The sequence below is a fragment of the Flavonifractor sp. An9 genome, from assembly GCF_002161245.1.
Taxonomy (GTDB): domain Bacteria; phylum Bacillota; class Clostridia; order Oscillospirales; family Oscillospiraceae; genus Flavonifractor; species Flavonifractor avicola.
The window spans coordinates 31912-47243 of record NZ_NFHC01000011.1 but is presented as its reverse complement, the minus strand read 5'-3'; the positions used below and the strand labels follow the sequence as shown (position 1 = coordinate 47243).

13 protein-coding genes are annotated in these 15332 nt (G+C 59.8%); 4 read left to right on the top strand and 9 right to left on the bottom strand.

The features are described 5' to 3' along the window. Positions 1-68: 68 nt before the first annotated feature. Positions 69-1574 (top strand): N-acetylmuramoyl-L-alanine amidase family protein, encoded by a 1506-nt coding sequence (locus B5G40_RS08740; protein WP_087399362.1) that lies wholly within the window; start codon positions 69-71, stop codon positions 1572-1574. 59 nt (positions 1575-1633) lie between these two features. Here the strand turns inward: B5G40_RS08740 and B5G40_RS08735 are convergent, their stop codons facing one another. The 6 genes from B5G40_RS08735 to larA form a co-directional block, all read right to left on the bottom strand. After that, entirely contained in the window at positions 1634-2347 is a 714-nt protein-coding gene (locus tag B5G40_RS08735; RefSeq protein WP_158099501.1) for a FadR/GntR family transcriptional regulator, read from the bottom strand. A gap of 222 nt (positions 2348-2569) precedes the next feature. After that, on the bottom strand, positions 2570-3712 hold the full coding sequence (locus B5G40_RS08730) for an acyl-CoA dehydrogenase (RefSeq protein WP_087389263.1): 1143 nt from the start codon (positions 3710-3712) through the stop codon (positions 2570-2572). Between the two features lie 138 nt (positions 3713-3850). Next, positions 3851-4855 carry an electron transfer flavoprotein subunit alpha/FixB family protein gene (locus B5G40_RS08725; RefSeq protein WP_087399360.1) on the bottom strand — a complete coding sequence of 335 codons (1005 nt, stop codon included), beginning with the start codon at positions 4853-4855 and terminating at the stop codon, positions 3851-3853. Between the two features lie 14 nt (positions 4856-4869). After that, positions 4870-5676 carry an electron transfer flavoprotein subunit beta/FixA family protein gene (locus tag B5G40_RS08720; RefSeq protein WP_087399359.1) on the bottom strand — a complete coding sequence of 269 codons (807 nt, stop codon included), beginning with the start codon at positions 5674-5676 and terminating at the stop codon, positions 4870-4872. 22 nt (positions 5677-5698) lie between these two features. Then, a complete protein-coding gene (locus B5G40_RS08715; RefSeq protein ID WP_087326713.1) occupies positions 5699-7120 on the bottom strand; it encodes an FAD-binding oxidoreductase in 1422 nt (473 codons plus the stop codon). Between the two features lie 62 nt (positions 7121-7182). Beyond that, positions 7183-8457, bottom strand: a complete 1275-nt coding sequence (larA, locus tag B5G40_RS08710) for a nickel-dependent lactate racemase (RefSeq protein ID WP_087399358.1) — start codon at positions 8455-8457, stop codon at positions 7183-7185. 381 nt (positions 8458-8838) lie between these two features. Here larA and B5G40_RS08705 point away from each other — a divergent pair, with 381 nt between their 5' ends. Beyond that, positions 8839-10398 carry an L-lactate permease gene (locus B5G40_RS08705; protein ID WP_087399357.1) on the top strand — a complete coding sequence of 520 codons (1560 nt, stop codon included), beginning with the start codon at positions 8839-8841 and terminating at the stop codon, positions 10396-10398. 52 nt (positions 10399-10450) lie between these two features. Here B5G40_RS08705 and B5G40_RS08700 read toward each other — a convergent pair whose 3' ends face one another. Together B5G40_RS08700 and B5G40_RS08695 are read right to left on the bottom strand one after the other, a co-directional pair. After that, positions 10451-11152 (bottom strand): ATP-binding protein, encoded by a 702-nt coding sequence (locus tag B5G40_RS08700; RefSeq protein ID WP_087399356.1) that lies wholly within the window; start codon positions 11150-11152, stop codon positions 10451-10453. Between the two features lie 131 nt (positions 11153-11283). Continuing rightward, positions 11284-11532, bottom strand: a complete 249-nt coding sequence (locus B5G40_RS08695) for an IreB family regulatory phosphoprotein (RefSeq protein ID WP_087189243.1) — start codon at positions 11530-11532, stop codon at positions 11284-11286. Between the two features lie 243 nt (positions 11533-11775). Here B5G40_RS08695 and B5G40_RS08690 point away from each other — a divergent pair, with 243 nt between their 5' ends. Together B5G40_RS08690 and B5G40_RS08685 are read left to right on the top strand one after the other, a co-directional pair. After that, positions 11776-12243: an RNA polymerase sigma factor gene (locus tag B5G40_RS08690; protein ID WP_087189244.1), complete on the top strand. Its 468-nt coding sequence runs from the start codon at positions 11776-11778 to the stop codon at positions 12241-12243. A gap of 2 nt (positions 12244-12245) precedes the next feature. Continuing rightward, complete coding sequence (locus B5G40_RS08685) at positions 12246-13721, top strand: serpin family protein (RefSeq protein WP_087399355.1); 1476 nt, start codon at positions 12246-12248, stop codon at positions 13719-13721. A gap of 41 nt (positions 13722-13762) precedes the next feature. On the opposite strand, the gene cls is transcribed toward B5G40_RS08685, so the two are convergent. After that, complete coding sequence (gene cls / locus B5G40_RS08680; protein ID WP_242959343.1) at positions 13763-15307, bottom strand: cardiolipin synthase; 1545 nt, start codon at positions 15305-15307, stop codon at positions 13763-13765. Positions 15308-15332 lie beyond the last annotated feature (25 nt).

Below are 15332 nucleotides of genomic sequence, written 5' to 3'. Positions count from 1 at the left end.
CTTGACGGCTCTATGGGAAATAGGATAAAATATGTCGAAGATATCCCAGTTCTGGCAAGGAGCATACCATGAAGAAACGCATATTTACGCTGTTTTTGCTGCTGGCGGTGGTAGTTGGACTGTTTCCGGCCGCTATGGCGGCGGGGACGGAGCAAATCACCGTCCGGTTTTACGATGAGGTGAGCCAGCGTTACAGTGAACCTACAGTGACCGATCGTGCCAATTTGACTCTGGACGGGGAGGCGTTGATACCGGAGGACGTGCCGGCGCTGGCCTACTATCCGGAGGGAAGCACCAACGGCCGTACCCTGGTGCCTGTCCGGCTCATCTCCGAGGCACTGGACGCTACAGTGACCTGGGTGCCTGAGACCCGGCAGATCATCATCCTGCGGGAGGAGAGCACCATTGTACTGACGGCAGGCAGCGCCACGGCCCTGGTGGACGGCCAAGCGGTGGAGCTGCCCGACGGAGTGCCCGCCGGCGGCGTCATGTGGGATGGCAAGGAGAGCACCATGGTACCCCTCCGCTTTGTGTCCGAGCAGTTGGGGGCCGGTGTGGAATGGGTGGGGGAGACGGCCACAGTGGCCATTACCTCCCCGGAGGAGCCTCAGCAGCCCGATCCCACCCAGCCCCAGGAGGGAGATCTGGGGTGGATTACCGAATTGTCTTTTGATGAGGAGGAGCAGACCTTTACCATCACCGCCGACCATACGCCCAAGTACCGCATTGTGGACCTGGGGGACCGGCTGGCCATAGACTTGCTGGGGGCAGTGTACGCCCCGGCGGTAGGGAAAGATCTGACGCTTCAGGTGGAGAGCGACTCCATTGAGAAGATCCGCTGTTCCCAGCATGGGGATGATCTGGGCTACGGGTATCCCCACACCTTGCGGGTGGTGCTGGACCTGGCCTCCGGTGTCAGCTATGCACAGAATCTGTCCGTATCTTCCGGTGGGAATCAGGTGCGAGTCAGCGTCACCGATGTGCCGGAAGAGCCGGAGGTGCCCCCTCTGGATCCGAGCAAGATTACCATTGCCATTGATCCCGGCCACGGCGGCAATCAGCCGGGTGCGGTCTATCCCGATGAAAATGGAAATGATGTAAAGGAAAAAGATCTGACCCTGCCCATGTCCCTGATGCTGGCAGATATCCTGGAGGAGCGGGGGTACAACGTGGTACTTACCCGGACGGGGGACGACTCGGTGAGCCTGGCCGACCGGGCCAAGATGGCCAACGCCGCTCAGGCGGAGGTCTTTGTCAGCATCCACTGCAATGCCCTGGACCGGACAGATTATGAGGGGATCTTTACCTATTATTATCCCAACAGCACCCGGGGTGAGGCCTTGGCCAAGCAGGTGCAGGCCGGGGTAGTAGCCGCCACCGGCGGCATCGGGCGTGGTACCCCCTCCGCCAATTTCCAGGTGCTGCGGGAGACCACCATGCCCGCCGTGCTGGTGGAAACCGGATTCATGACCCATCCGGGAGAGCTGGCCCGGTTGTGCGACCCTGATTACCAGCAAAAGATCGCCCAGGGCATCGCCGACGGTGTGGAGGCCTATCTGAAAGCGGAGACATAAAGAAAAAACAGCGCTTCATCTGCATCATCAGATGAAGCGCTGTTTTTTTGAAAAAAGGATTAAAAAATCTTGCGTCCGGCCAGTTCATCCTTCTGGATGGAGGTGTTGACTATCTCGAAGTGGGTGAAGGTGGCTCGGATGGCGGCCAGCTCATCATGGTCGGCCAGGGCTTGGGCCAGTTGGATATGGGCGTTGTGCAGGAGGGAGGCCTGTTCCTTGTCCTCCATGATGCGGACGTAGACGGTGCCGATAAAATCATTTACGGTGGCCCGGATAGCGCCGAACAGGGAGCGGATCAACTTGTTGCCCGAGGCGTCGCACAGCAGGTTGTGAAATTCCTGGTCATAGTGGGAGGCCTTTTCTGCATCCGTTTCATCCCGCATTTTTACAGCCAGTTCCATCAGGCGGGCGGCCTGGCCGGGCAGAATACGGTTGGCGGCCAGACGTGCGGTCTCACTTTCCAGACCGCGGCGCAGCTGGCTGACCTGCAGGTAGTTGGTTTCACCCAGCAGCAGCATCATGCGGAAACTGGCGCTCAGGTTTTGTTCCAGGTCGCAGGTGAGGAAGTTGCCAGCACCGTGGACGCTGGAGATAAAGCCCATCAGACTCATGGTGCGCAGGGCTTCCCGGACGGAATTGCGGCTGACGCCCAGCAGTTCGGCCAGATCCCGTTCAGGGGGCAGGCACTCACCCCGTTTCAGATTGCCTTTCCAGATTTCACTCTGGATATAATTGACTACCTTTTCATAGGTGCGTTCCGATCGTTCGTTCATGGAGCCTCCCAATTCGGTCATATTCTGTCACCGCGCTATTGTATCACAAAAAAAGTGAGGACACAACCGGAACCCGTTGCTCCTCGTATCAGGAGAAAAGACAGAGACACCGGCAAGGATGGATCGGCCTTGTCGGTGTCTCTGCGTTCATATGGAGGAAGACGATACGCGGAGCAGGTCCGCGAGAATAAACCGGGCAAGCGGTTTATTCACAAAAGGAAATTATTTGACGCCCATCCAACCGGAGATGACCATACGCTGGACCTCAGAGGTGCCCTCGTAGATCTCGGTGATCTTGGCGTCGCGCATCATGCGCTCAAAGGGATACTCACGGGTGTAGCCGTAGCCGCCCACCAGCTGCACGCAGCGGCGGGTCACGTCGCTGGCGGTCTCGGAGGCGAAGAGCTTGCCCATGGCGGCGAGATGGCTGTAAGGCTCGCCATCCTGCTTGGCCTGAGCGGCCCGGTAGATGAGCAGTCGGGCGGCATCCACCTTGGTCTGCATATCGGCCAGCTGGAACTGGGTGTTCTGGAACTGGCTGATGCGCTTACCGAACTGGATACGCTCCTGGGTGTACTTCACGGTCTGATCGATGCAGCCCTGAGCGATGCCCAGCGCCTGGGCGCCGATGCCGATACGGCCGCCGTCCAGAGTCATCATGGCGATCTTGAAGCCCTTACCGACCTCGCCCAGCAGATTCTCCTTGGGTACCTTGCAGTTGTCAAAGATCAGCTCGCAGGTAGAGGAGCCGCGGATACCCATCTTCTTCTCATGGGCGCCCACGCTGAAGCCCGGGGTGTCCCGGTCCACGATAAAGGCGGAAATGCCCTTGGTGCCCAGGGACTTGTCGGTCATAGCGAAGATGACGAACACGGAGGCATAGCCGGCGTTGGTGATAAAGATCTTGGAGCCGTTGATGAGCCAGTGATCGCCCTTATCCTCGGCGGTGGTTTTCTGCATGGCGGCGTCGGTGCCAGCGCCGGGCTCAGTGAGGCCGAAGGCGCCCAGCTTCTCACCGGAGCACAGAGCGGGCAGATATTTCTGCTTCTGCTCCTCGGTGCCGAAATGCTCGATGGGCCAGCAGCACAGGGAGGAGTGAGCGGACACCATGACGGAGGTGGTGGCGCAGTGCTTGGCCAGCTCCTCACAGCAGGCGATGTAGGTCAGATAGCTCAGACCGGCGCCGCCGTACTCCTCAGGATAGGCAATGCCCATCATGCCCATGTCGGCCAGCTTGTGCCAGGTCTCCTCGGGGAAACGCTCCTGCTCGTCGATCTCGGCGGCCAGAGGGGCCACCTCCTTGACGGCAAAGTCGTGGAGCATATCAATGATTTCCTGCTCTTCTTCGTTGAATTTGAAATTCATAAAACAGCACTCCTTCTATCATGGGCGGCGAACGGTGTGACCGGTGGAAGGGAGAGGGGAGAGGGGAGCAGGGGCGGGGGGACGCCCCTGCCGGTCTTGCCGGCCGTTCCGGCCGCGGCCCAACGGGTCTGACAATACTTAGCCTTTCATCTTCTTGATCTCGGCGGTCAGGGCGGGCAGCACCTCGAAGAGGTTGCCCACGATGCCGTAGTCAGCAACACCGAAAATGGGGGCGTCGGGGTCCTTATTGATGGCCACGATCACATCGGAGGAGCTCATACCAGCCAGATGCTGGATGGCGCCAGAGATGCCGCAGGCGATGTACAGCTTGGGTCCCACGGTCTTGCCGGTCTGGCCAACCTGATGGGAGTGAGAGATCCAGCCGGCATCCACAGCGGCGCGGGAGGCGCCCACGGTGGCGCCCAGGGCCTCAGCCAGCTGGCGGACGGGCTCAAAGCCCTCGGCGCTGCCCACGCCGCGGCCGCCGGCCACAATGATATCGGCGCCCTCCAGGTCCACCAGCTCACCGGCGGTCTCCTTGATAACCTCCAGGATCTCGGTGCGGATGTTCTCGGCGGGGAAGGAGAAGTCCACCTTCACGATCTCAGCCTTGGCCTCACCAGCCTCGGGCTTCTTGAACACGCCGGGACGGACGGTGCCCAGCTGGGGACGGTGGTCGGTGCACAGAATGGTGGCCATCAGGTTGCCGCCGAAAGCCGGACGAGTCCAGGCCACACAGCCGGTCTCTTCGTCGATAGCCAGGCCGGTGCAGTCGGCGGTCAGGCCGGTCTGCAGGCGGCTGGACAGGCGGGGGCCCATGTCACGGCCATTGGGAGTGGCGCCGATGAGCATGGTAGTGGGACCATAGGTCTCCACCAGGTGATCCAGAGCGGCCACATAGGCGTCGGTGGAATACTGACGGAACTCTTCGCCGTCGATGTAGAGGACCTGATCCGCGCCATGGCAGGCGGCCTCGTCCACTGCGGCCTTCACGCCGCAGCCGATGACCACAGCCACCAGCTTGCCACCCTGCTTGTTGGCCAGCTCACGGCCGGGGCCCAGCAGCTCGATACCCACATTCTTGGCGGAGCCATCCTCCTTGGTTTCTACAAATACCCAAAGGTCCTTGGTTTTCGCTTCCATGTTGTACGCCTCCCTTAAATCACATGGGCCTCGCTCAGCAGCGCGAACAGCTTCTGAGCGGATTCTTCGCCGGTCTCTTCCTTAATCACCACGCCGGCCTCCTTGCGAGGGGGCACGAAGGTCTTTTTCACCTTGGTGGGAGAACCCTTCAGACCGGCCCGGGCGGGATCGATGGCGGTCAGCTCGGCGGAGGTCAGGCTCTCGATGACTGCCTTGCGGGCGGCCATCTTCCGCTTGATGGTGGGGAAGCGGGGGTCAAAGGCGGGCTTGGTGAAGGTGATCAGGCAGGGGGTCTTGACGCCGATCAGATAGTTGCCGTCCTCACCCTCCTTCAGGATGTGCAGAGTACCGTCGGCATTGGTGGCCTCCAGCGCGTAGGTCACCTGGGGGTAGTTCAGCAGCTCAGCCAGCTCGGGACCCACCTGAGCGGTGTCGCCGTCGATGGCCTGCTTGCCGCAGAAGATAGCGTCGAACTTGACGCCCTCCAGCTCCTCCACCTTGGAAATGGCATTATAGAGGATGTAGCTGGTGGCCAGGGTGTCGGAACCGCCGAACATACGGTCGGTGACCAGATAAGCCTTGTCGGCGGCGATGGCCAGAGCCTCACGCAGAGCGGCCTCGGCCTGCTTGGGACCCATGGACAGCACCACGATGTGGGTGTCGGGGTCCTTGTCCTTGATGCGGGCGGCGGCCTCCAGAGCGTAGCCGTCAAAGGGATTGATGATGCTGGGAACGCCGTCCCGGACCAGGGTATTGGTGACGGGATCGATCTTGATCTCCGTCGTGTCCGGGACCTGCTTGATGCATACCAGAATATTCATAACGAAACTCCTTTCCGAACGATCACAGAGTGCAGCACACCTTGCCGGGATTGAGGATCATCTTGGGATCAAAGACCTTCTTGATGCCCTGCATCAGCGCCATATTCACCGGGCCAACAGCCTCGGCCAGGTATTTGACCTTGCCATAACCGATGCCGTGCTCGCCGGAGATCTGTCCGCCCAGCTCCACAGCCTTCTGATAGATGGCGCTGAGGAACTGATCCACCTGCTTGCGGAACTCGGCCTCGTCCATGGTGTTGGAGCACTCATAGATGTGCAGGTTGCCGTCGCCGGCATGACCGAAGTACTTGACCTCGAAGTCGTAATTGCTCTTGGTCTCGTTGACAAAGGCCACGTAGTTGGCGATCTGATTGACGGGAACCACCACGTCGCATTCGTCCAGCAGCTTGGTCTGCTCCTCGATGCCCTCCAGGAAGGAGGAACGGGCGGCCCAGGCGTCCTTCAGCTTGCCCGGGGTGTCGGCAATGAGCACGTCCAGCGCGCCCTCCTCCACCAGCATCTCGGCAGCGCTCTCCACAATGGGATCCAGCTCGTCCATGGAGTCGCCGTCGAAGGTGAGCAGCAGATAGGCACCCACATCCACGCCGTCAAAGGTGTGGGGGAAGGCCTGCTTGCCCAGATACTCCTCGGAGGAGACCAAGATCTCCTTCTCAAAGAACTCTACGGCCTGGGGCTTGAAGTGATTCATAAAGATCTTGGGCACAGTGGAGATGCAGGCGTCCAGATCCTCGTAGGGGACGATGAGGCTGACGGTGGCCTTGGGGGCGGGGATGAGCTTCAGGGTCAGCTCAGTGATAATGCCCAGGGTGCCCTCGGAGCCCACCATCAGGTTGGTCAGGCTGTAACCGGAGCTGGTCTTGGACACGGTGCTGCCGAAGTGGGTGATCTCACCGGTGGGGAGAACTACGGTCATGGCCCGTACATAGTCACGGGTAGCGCCATACTTGACAGCCCGCATACCGCCGGCATTGGTGGCCACGTTGCCGCCCAAGGTAGCCATCTTCTCGCCGGGATCGGGGGGATACAGGCAGCCGTGGGTGAGCGCATCGTCGGCCAGCTGCTGCAGCAGCACGCCGGGCTGGACAGTGACGGCGAAGTTTTCCAGGTCATAGCTCAGGATCTTGTTCATCCGCATGGTGCAGAGTACCACGCCGCCGCACACGGGGGTGCAGCCGCCCACCAGGCCGGTGCCCGCGCCCCGGGTGGTGACGGGGATGTTGTTGTCGTAGCAGATCTTGACGATGCCGGCCACCTCTTCGGTGGTGAGCACGTCGATGGATACTTCGGGCATCTTCACGCCGTAGATGGGCATTTCGTCCCGGGCGTAGTCAGGATTGACGTCGGCCCCCACCACGACGCGGCCGGGTACCACCTGCTCCAACTGAGCGATGATTTCAGGCGTGACAGGATTGTACGTTGCCATAAGTAGAACCTCCTCCATACACATAGTTCAGGCAAAATGTATTAACGAATGGGAAACGGGACTTACTCCCGCACCATGACGGAAATACCATTGGGAATGACCACCAGATGGGCGTCGGCACCCTTGGCCTGGCGGGCCCGCTCCAAAGCGGTATCCACGTCGGGGGCCCATTCCATCTTCATATCCTCGATGGTTTGGCGCTGCTCGGGTACGGTGACATAGATCACGCGATGCTTGCACAGCACCCGGGCCAGGATCTGAAACTCCCACTGATCAGGTTTGGTGTGATCCTGAGGGGTAGCCAGGATCTCATCGGTCAGGGCCTGGGGGGAGGAGGCGTCACGCAGGGCATGATAGAAACTGTCCCCGCCGGCCCCGTCCATGCAGGAGCTGACCATGATGAGCACGCCGCCTTCTGCCGCGGCGGCCTCCGCCGCGGTGAGGCCCTTGACGCTCTGGTAGATGTTCTGATCCAGGGGGTAGCCGCCGTTGCTGGAGATGACGATATCGCCCCGGCGCTCCGGCTTGACCTGGCAGTAACCCAGCAGGAAGTCACAGCCCTTGCGGTGGGCGGTCTCCGGGTCGCCGGCAAAGGCGGCCACTACCTTCTTGTCCTCGTCAATGATGACGTTTACGATGTAAGCCAGCTTGGCCATCCTGGCCGCCGCCAGCATATCGGAGTGGAGGGGATTGCCGTCCAGCACGCCAGTGCGGGCGCAGGGGGAGGCAATAAACTTGGAGCAGTGGTTGCCCAGAACGGTGACCTGATCGCACACGCCGGGCAGCACGCTCTTGCGGCCGCCGGAGAAGCCGGCGAAGAAGTGAGGCTCAATGAAGCCCTCGGCCACCAGCAGGTCGGTCTCCACCGCCAGCCGGTCAATGACGCAATCGGCGCCGGAGGGGAGCACGCCGATCTTCACGTTGGAGGCGGCGTCCCGGCTGTCGTGAATCACGATGGTTTCATGGTCCACGATGTCCTGACCCAGCTTGCCAATCAGCTCCTCTTTGGTGGTGGGGCGGTGGAAGCCGGTGGCAACCAGCAGGGTGATCTGGATGTCCGGATTGCCCCGGCGCAGCTGGGCCAGCATATGGGGCAGAATGTGCTTGCTGGGCACCGGACGGGTATGATCGCTGATGATGATGGTGCAGGTTTTCTTGCCGGCGGCCAGCTCCTCCAGAGGCTTGGAGTCGATGGGGTTGGCCATGGCGGCCAGCACCAGGGCGTCCTCTGAGCCGGAGGCAGTCAGCTCCCCGATGTGAGAGGTGAGTACCTCAGCCCCGGACAGATCAGCGTGCAGCGTCATGCCGGAAGATCCAAAGGGAATGGTAAGGGCCATTCGAAATACCTCCTTGCAGATCGGAATTAAGAATGAAGTGGTACAACCACTTTGCTGACGTCATCACTTTACCACAATTTTTGAAAAATGCAATCCCCAGTTTTTAATTTCTCACATATTCCGAAAAAATGGGTTTTAATTTATGCAAAGTGCCAATTTTGAGCTGAAATAAAGAAAGGGAGTGGACAATTTGCTGGTACGAATTTATAATAAGACCAGTCAGTTTATCGAAATATCATTTACTGCGGAAAAGTATGGAAAAATTAAGGAGGGAGAGAAGGGCGAATTTCGGTTTTTGTATTTTGATTGGTAGAACCAATAAAAAGTGGGCCGCCGCCCTGTGTCCGGCGGCGGCAGGAGACAAAGGAGGTCCCGTTTTCAATGCCGTTGTTGATGTCGATCCTTACGCTGCTGCCTATTGTCTGGCTGATAATTGCGCTGGCTGTTCTGAAAATGCCGGGCCATCGCGCCTGTCTCATCGCGCTGCTGCTCACGGCGGTGCTGGCCCTGACCCTGTGGAAGATGCCGCCGGTGGATTGCCTGACCTCCGCCCTGGAGGGCTTTGCCGCGGCCCTGTGGCCCATCATTCTGGTCATCATCGCCGCCATTTTTACTTACAATCTGTCTTTGCGCACCGGCGCTATGGATGTGATCAAGCGGATGCTGTCCAATGTGTCGGGGGACCGGCGGGTCATCATCCTGCTGATCGGCTGGTGCTTCGGCGGATTTCTGGAGGGAATGGCGGGCTTTGGTACCGCCGTGGCCATTCCCGCCGGTATGCTGGCCGGTATGGGTATGGACCCGGTGCTGTCCTGCCTGGTGTGTATGCTGGCCAACGCCTTCCCCACGGCCTTTGGCTCGGTGGGTATTCCCACCACCACGCTGGTCAGTGTGACCGGGCTGGATGCCATCCCGCTGGCCTTTACCACCGTGGTGGAAATGGCTCCCTTCATGATCCTGATGCCCTTCCTGATGGTGATTGCCGGCGGTGGAGGCTTCAAGGCCTTGAAGGGTGTGGTAGGTATTACCCTGGTGGCCGGCCTGTCCTTTGTGCTGCCTGAGTTGGTGGTCTCTTATTTCCTTGGGCCGGAGCTCACTGTGGTAGTGGGCAGTGTGGTTTCCCTGATTTGTACGCTTGCCATGGCGCGGCTGCGGAAGGGCAAGCCGGTACCCCAGATCTACCAGATGGCTGGAGGTCAGCAGGTCCGGACGGAGGAGAAGGGCAAAATGTCTCCTCTGGTGGCGTTCCTGCCTTTCCTGCTGATTTTCATCCTGCTGCTGCTTACCTCCAAGCTGGTGCCGCCGGTCAACAGCTTCCTGTCTCAGTTTGCCTCGTCCTTCAAGATCAGCACCGCTGAGACGGCGGGGCTGACCTCCTTCAGTTGGGTCAACACACCTGGTGTGGTTATCTTTGTGGCGGCCATCATCGGCGGCGTGGTGCAGAAGGCAGGGGCCCGGTTGATGTGGGAGACCTTCCTGGCCACCCTGAAGCAGATGAGCCGCACCATTGTTACCATTATGGCGGTATTGGCGGTGGCCAAGATCATGACCTATTCCGGCATGATCTCTGACATGGCAGGGCTGTTTGTCTCCATTACCGGCGTGTTCTATCCCTTTGTTTCCCCCATCATTGCTGCCATTGGTGCCTTTGTTACCGGCAGCGGTACCAACACGGAGGTATTGCTGGGCCGGCTTCAGTCGGAAGCGGCCACAGCCATCGGCGCTTCGCCCTACTGGCTGGCGGCAGCAAACTCTGTGGGTGCCGGTATCGGCAAAATCCTCTCTCCCCAGTGTATCGCCACCGCTGTGGCGGCGGTTGGCCTGGTGGGTCAGGACAGCAAGGTGCTGTCTGCGGTTCTGAAATGGGCCCTCTTCATGCTGGTTTTGGCCTGTATTCTGGTGGGCTGCTTCCAGTGGCTTGCCCCTTATCTGGTTGGATGAAATTAAATACCCCCGGACCACTGTTTTCAGAGGTCCGGGGGTATTTTGATAGTTACTGTATGGAGCCGTCGGGGGCTACGATGGCAACCCGCAGGGGAATATTCTTTCCGCTGGCGGCCACGGCGTTCTGGACTGCCCGCTGGATACCGCCGCAGCAGGGTACCGTCATGCGGACTACGGTGACACTCTTTACGTCGTTACCCGCCAGAATGGCAGTCAGTTTCTCAGTATAATCGCCCTCATCCAGCTTGGGACAGCCGATGAGAGTTACCCTGCCCTTGATGAAATCCTGATGGAAATTGCCGTAGGCGTAGGCTGTGCAGTCGGCGGCAATGAGCAGATGGCAGCCGTCGAAGTAGGGGGCATTGATGGGCGCCAGCTTGATCTGTACCGGCCACTGACGCAGCTGGCTAGGTACCTGCCCGGCGCAGGGGGAAGGGAAGGCTTCATCACGATGGATGGCCCGGCTCATGCTGCCGGGGCAGCCGCAGGGCAGGGGAGCGGCTGCTTTCTCCTTGGCCGCCTTGGCGGCCAGCACGGCGACGTGGTCGTAGGCAGGAGCTTCCCGTTCTTCAAACGTGATGGCTCCGGTGGGGCAGGCGGGCAGACAATCGCCCAGCCCGTCACAGTAGTCCTCCCGGGTCAGTTTGGCCTTACCATTTACCATCTCGATGGCGCCCTCGTGGCAGGCGGCGGCACACAGGCCGCAGCCGTTGCACAGGGCCTCGTCAATTTTTATGATCTTGCGTTTCATATGGAACGCCTCCTTGTGTTTGTGTGAGCCAAGCATACCAGAGCTGTGCCCTGCGGTATGTTGCAGAAGCAACACAAACAGAAAAAAGATGTCTGCGCATAGCGCAGACATCTTTTTCTCGCAATCAAACATCAATCCCTGAGATACTGCTTGACCAGCTCCTGCAACAACTCGTCCCGGTCCAGCTTACGGATGAGGGCCCGGGCGTTGTTATAATTGGTGATATAAGTCGGGTCCTCCGAGAGGATGTACCCCACGATCTGATTGATGGGGTTATATCCCTTCTCCTGAAGGGAGTTGTATACGGAGGTCAGCACCTCTTTGATCTCAGGATCTTTTTCATAACGGATGCTGAATTTGCGAGTGTAATCGGTCTCCATACCTGTCGCACCTCCTAGTTCAATCTGTTTTCCATTGTAGCCGAAAATGCTTGTGCTGTAAAGGGGGAGTGTGAAAATTTATCAATCTTTAAGATGTTGGAAAGGAAAATATCTGGTGGATGCAACCATTGGATGGGTGCTGTGGTATTATGGATACCAGAGGACCGGCGGGGCCTGCGCTTACGGGCATGAGCGCAGGAGAAATCGGCGGCCTCCGGATGCCCGTAAGGGAGGGGAAAGACCATGACGGACGAGCGGAAAGCCAGAGCTCAGGTGGAGCGCTGGGGAGATATGGTGTGGCGGCTGGCCCTGGCCCGCACTCGCCATATCCAGGACAGCGAGGATGTGTTCCAGGAGGTGTTTGCCCGCTTCTTCCGCCATGAGGAGGAGCTGGACAGCGATGAGCACCGGAAGGCCTGGCTGATCCGTTGTACCCTCAACTGCACCAACACCCTGCTGTCCGCTCGCTGGCGGACCCACCTGCCCCTGGAGGAGGCGGTGACAAAGGCCATGGAACCGGCGGATCGCACGGTCTATGAGGCGGTACTGTCCCTGCCAAAAAAGTACCGGACTGCCATTCACCTGCATTACTATGAGGGGTATTCGGTGGAGGAGATTGCTGCCCTCACCGGAGCCAAGACGGGCACAGTGAAAAGCTGGCTGTCCCGGGGGCGGGACCGGCTGTCTCAAGCGCTGAAAGGAGACAAGTGACCATGATGGATGAATATAAACGGGCCAACGATACCCTCCATCCTACCCATTCCGCTGTGGAGCGGGCGGTGAAGGGGGAGGCGCCCAAGAGGAAACGCAGGCCATTGAAAGCCCTGGTGCCGGCTGCTGTGGCGGCAGTGGCCGCCGTGGCCCTGCTCATCACCGGCATCCCAGGCCCAGGCGGGGGGACGGGCGGCGGGCCGCTGGCCGGCAGCGCCTATGCCATCGCCCTGCCGGAGTACCCGGACCTGCCCCGGTACCCCGCCGAGCCCGCCTCCGGCACCGAGGCGGCCTGGGAACGGTATCAGGAGGAATACGACGTCTATCGGAATGCCTGGCGGGATTACCGGGATGAGGTGCCCGCCCTGTACGAGACCCAGGAGCTGACCGCCGCCCTGTCCGACTACACCGGCAGAAGCGCCGCCCTGGCCCTGTCGGGGGAGGGCAACCGGGTCTATTCCCCCGTGTCCCTGTGGTTTGCTCTGGCCATGTTGAGCGAGACTACGGACGGAGAAACTCAGCAGCAGATACTGGATGCTTTAGGGGCTTCCGATGTGAATCAGCTGCGGGAGTGGGCCGACATCCTGTGGCACACCCTCTACCTGGATGACGGCACCGCCGCCACCCTGCCGGGCACCTCCATCTGGCTCAACGAGAAGTTAGACTTCCACCAGGACACCCTGGAGCGGCTGGCGGAGTACTACTACGCCGGCTCCTTCCGAGTCCCCATGGGTACCGGCGAGGCGGACAGCGCCATCACGGAGTGGGTATCGGAGCAGACAAAGGGCCTTATCGGCTCTGACGGCAAGGTACTGACCACCAGGGCCGAGACTCTGGCGGTGCTGGCCTCCACCCTGTACTTCCAGGCCCGGTGGAGCGACGAGTTTGATCCCAGCCTCACGGCGGAGGATGGGTTCACCGCCGCGGACGGCAGCGAGACGGCGGTGGATTTCATGCACAAGACCCAGACTGCCGGCTTTCTCCGCCAGAACGGCTATCAGGCGGCCAGCCTGGGCACCACCGGCGGAACGATGACCTTTGTCCTCCCTGACGAGGGGGTCACCCCCGCCGAATTGCTGGCCGACCCGGATTTTCTGACGGAACTCACCGATTCTGAGAGTAAGATCTACGGCGAGGTTCAGTGGTCGGTGCCCAAGTTCGATGTCAGTTCCGATCTGGATTTGATTCCTGCCCTGACAGGTATGGGGATCACCGACGTGCTGTACAGGGGGACCGCCGACTTCACCCCCCTCGTCGACCTCACTCCGGTGTGGCTGGACCAGGCCAGACAGATCGCCCGGGTGAAGGTGGATGAGGAGGGGGTGGAGGCCGCCGCCGTCACCCTGCTGGCTGCCGACGCCTCGGAGGCCATCGTGGAGGACCCCGCTATCTGCGTTATGGATCTGGACCGGCCCTTCCTGTTCGTGATCCGGGATGGGGATGCCGTCCTTTTTGTGGGCGTGGTGGAGCAGGTATAAGCACAGCCCCCGCGGCAAGATGCCGCGGGGGCTGTGTTCGTTTATACCAGGGGAGCCAGCACACGCAGGATGGATCGGAACAGCCGCCGGGGCCAGGACCGCTCCAGGCACTGCTCCAGGGTGACTTTTTGGCTGGCCAGCTGGGTGGCCAGAAAGTCGGCCTTGATGTCCAGCACTGTGGGGTCCTGGTAGAGGAGCACCGCGTCCTCAAAGTGGAGGAACATACTGCGATAGTCCATGTTGATGGTACCTACAACTCCGCACACATCGTCGGACACCACATTTTTGGCGTGGACAAAGCCGGGGGTGTACTCAAAGATCTGTACTCCAGCCTCCAGCAGAGGCTGGTAATGGGATCGGGTCAGCTCAAATACCAGCTTTTTGTCCGGGATATGGGGGGTGATGATGCGTACATCCACTCCGGATTTGGCGGCATTGCACAGGGCGGTATTGACGCTGTCGCTGACGATGAGATAGGGGGTCATAATATAGACGTACCGCTTGGCCTTGGAGATCAGGTTCAGATATACTGTCTCACCCACCGGCTCGTTGTCCAGGGGATTGTCGGCGTAGGGCTGTACAAAGCAATCTTTTCCCAGAACAGCCTCGGGAGGCAGGGCGGTGGGCCGCAGGGCAGCATAGTCCACCTTGATCTCCCGGATATATTCCCACATGGTGAGGAACATCACCGTCATGCTCCAGGCTGCTTCTCCTTTTACCAGGATGGCGCTGTCCTTCCAGTGACCGAAGCGGGGCTTCTGGTTGATATACTCGTCGGCTAGATTGATCCCGCCGGTAAAGGCGGTATGGCCATCAATGATACACAGCTTCCGGTGGTCCCGGTTGTTCATGCGGATGGAGATGACTGGTTTGAATCTGTTGAAACAGCAGCAGGGAATGCCGGTTTCCTGCTCAAATGTTTCGGCGTAATTGGCGGGCAGGGTGCCAAGGGAGCCCACATCGTCATAGATCACCCGTACGTCCACGCCGGCAGCGTGCTTTTCCTTCAAAACTTCCACGATGGAGTCCCAGAACACACCGGGGGCCAGGATGAAATACTCCAAAAAGATATAATGTTTGGCCTTTTTCAATTCCTCCAGCATGGCGGGGAAGGCGTCGTCTCCCAGCGGGAAGTACCGTGTCCAGGTATTGGTATACACCGGGCAGCGGGCATATTGCTCCAGATAGCGGGCCTGATTTACCGCGTCACGGCCCAGCACCGCCAGCTTCTGAGCCTTGTAGTCCCCCTCCAGCTGCTCCAGCATGGTACGGTCCATACCCTGCATCTTCCGGCGCATCCGGGCAGACAGCTTGTTGCCGCCGCACAGCAGATAGACCAGCCAGCCAAACATGGGGAAGAGCAGGATGGGGATGATCCAGGCGATCTTATACCCCGGATCGGTCTGCCTGCGGACAATGACCAGTACAGCCAGCAGAGAGAGTACGACACAGGCCCAGTATACGTAGACATAGTAACTCCAGGCCCATATCATGGGCACCAGAAGCACGGTGGCCTGCAAAATGATGAGCACAGCCACGATCACCGAGCGCTGAAAGAGAAAGGAAGATAGCTTTTTGATGTTCACGGGGTTACTCCTTGCCGCATGATGG